This is a genomic window from Sandarakinorhabdus sp. (assembly GCF_031430775.1).
Lineage (GTDB): Bacteria > Pseudomonadota > Alphaproteobacteria > Sphingomonadales > Sphingomonadaceae > Sandarakinorhabdus.
Map to the genome: position 1 here is coordinate 1 of NZ_JANPCD010000183.1, position 1,948 is coordinate 1,948.

General features: G+C 65.0%; 2 protein-coding genes and 1 pseudogene. 2 read left to right on the forward strand and 1 reads right to left on the reverse strand.

Annotation, left to right across the window (positions count from 1 at the left end; translation table 11 throughout):
* Nucleotides 1–516: pseudogene (locus RMQ73_RS11775) on the forward strand (hypothetical protein); the annotation flags it as partial.
* Nucleotides 517–592: 76 nt separating this feature from the next.
* Nucleotides 593–1,495, forward strand: a complete 903-nt coding sequence (locus RMQ73_RS11780; RefSeq protein WP_310498443.1) for a PfkB family carbohydrate kinase — start codon at nt 593–595, stop codon at nt 1,493–1,495.
* Nucleotides 1,496–1,509: 14 nt separating this feature from the next.
* On the opposite strand, the gene RMQ73_RS11785 is transcribed toward RMQ73_RS11780, so the two are convergent.
* Nucleotides 1,510–1,716: an SEC-C metal-binding domain-containing protein gene (locus RMQ73_RS11785; protein WP_310498444.1), complete on the reverse strand. Its 207-nt coding sequence runs from the start codon at nt 1,714–1,716 to the stop codon at nt 1,510–1,512.
* Between the last annotated feature and the right edge of the window lie 232 nt (nt 1,717–1,948).

Sequence of the window (1,948 nt, forward strand, 5' to 3'; positions counted from 1 at the left end):
TTCCGCCACGGCGCGCTCGACTTGACGATGACGACCGACGCGGCGCCTGGTGCCGGCGGAGAAACGCTGCGCGTCGACCGCCTCGTCTGGGTCGGTGCGCCCGGCGGCAACGCGCATCTGGAAAATCCGGTGCCGGTCGCGCTCGGCGACCAGAGCTGCCGCTTCCGCCCCTCGGCCATCGAGGCCCTGCGAAAAATCGGCCGTGACTGGCGTCTCGTGCTCGAATTGTCGAATCAAGTTGCACAAGATGCGACCGTCAGTGCCGGCATTGCCGTCGGCGCGGCCCTCCGCGACAGCCGGCCGGATTTCCTCGTCGAACTCGGCAACGACAGCGGCTTGCCGCCGTTGCCCGAATACCAGATCAATCTGCATGCGCCGACGCCGGGTTTGCACCCGATCGCTGACGAACTCGCACGCCACATCCGCCAGGAGTTCACGGTCCGCTTCGGACGATTGGGTCCCGAACGGCCCATCAAACCGGCCCGCCCGCCACGGATTGCGCGCGCAACCGTGTGAGCGCCCCGTTTCGCCTCGCCTTCGCCCCGTGCCTCAGCTAGGGACAGCCGCACCTTTTTCAGTTTCGAGCGAACGCATGCCGCCCCCCCGCCGGATCATTGCCATCGGTCACGCAGCCCTGGACCGCATCTATCGTATCTCGGCCTTTCCCCCGCACCCGACCAAAGTGCGCGCCCTCGAACATATCGAAGTCGGCGGTGGCATGGCGGCCAACGCCTCCGTCGCCATGGCCCGCCTCGGCGGCAAGGTCGAGTTGTGGAGCCGCGTTGGTGACGACAGCGCCGGCCAGATCATCAGGGCCGGCCTGAAGGCTGAGAAGGTCGATGTTCGCTACGTCCAACAGTTCGAGGACGCGCGTTCGTCCACCTCAGCGATCATCGTCGACGACCGCGGCGAACGGCTGATCGTCAACAACCGGGATACTGGCATGCCATCGAGTACGGGCTGGCTGCCGCTCGAGCGCATCAAGGGCTGCGGCGCCGTGCTTGGCGATATCCGCTGGCTTGAGGGACTGCGGACGACGTTCACGCACGCCCGTTCGGCCAAGGTGCCAACCGTGCTGGACGCAGACCTGGGCGCGCGCGAAGTTTTGCCCGAGTTGTTGGCATTAACGGACTATGCGATTTTTTCGCAGCCCGCGTTGGGCGAGTTCCCGGGCGGTACAGATGAACGCTCGCGTTTGCAGGCGATCGCCGCGCTTGGTGTCAAACATGCCGGCGTGACGCGCGGCGAGCGCGGCTATCTCTGGCTTGAGGGCGGCGCGTTCCATGAGATCGCCGCTCCGGTGGTCGAGGTCATAGACACAACCGGCGCTGGCGATGCCTTCCACGGCGCGTTTGCCCTGATGCTGTCAGAAGGCTGCCCATCCGAGGTATGCGCGCGAGCCGGCGCTTTCGCTGCTGCCGAAAAGTGCACCCGTCTCGGTGGCCGCGCGGGTTTACCGACGCGCAAGCGCTTGGAGGCGTTGATGCAGGGGTGAGGAAACGCCGCAGTTTACGCAGTCATGCAGCATTTCTTGTGCTTCTTACCGGAGCCGCATGGGCAAGCCTCGTTGCGGCCAACCTTGGGGCCTGCGCGGCGGAGCGTTGTGACCGGAGCGTGGTGATGATGGCCGCAGTTCTCGTCATGGACGTGCCCGTCGTGGCCATGGTCAACCGGTGTGGTGGATGTGACGGCAGTCTTGGTCGCGGTTTCGGTCATGTTGGCCCTGTCATTTCATCGGATTGAGGTGCCAGGACGCTCGACCCTGAGGCGCATGGGTTGATAGGCTTACGGGTGGCGGCGCGTGCCAACAGTTGCGCATGTAGCATCAGCGTCGCCAGCACGTCGACAGGTTCAGTGGGCGTTGATGAAGGTTGGCCGATAAACGCCTTCATTTTCAGCAAACATCTGGCCCACTTGGGGATGGCGCAACGGCTTGCCGCTCTCGTCG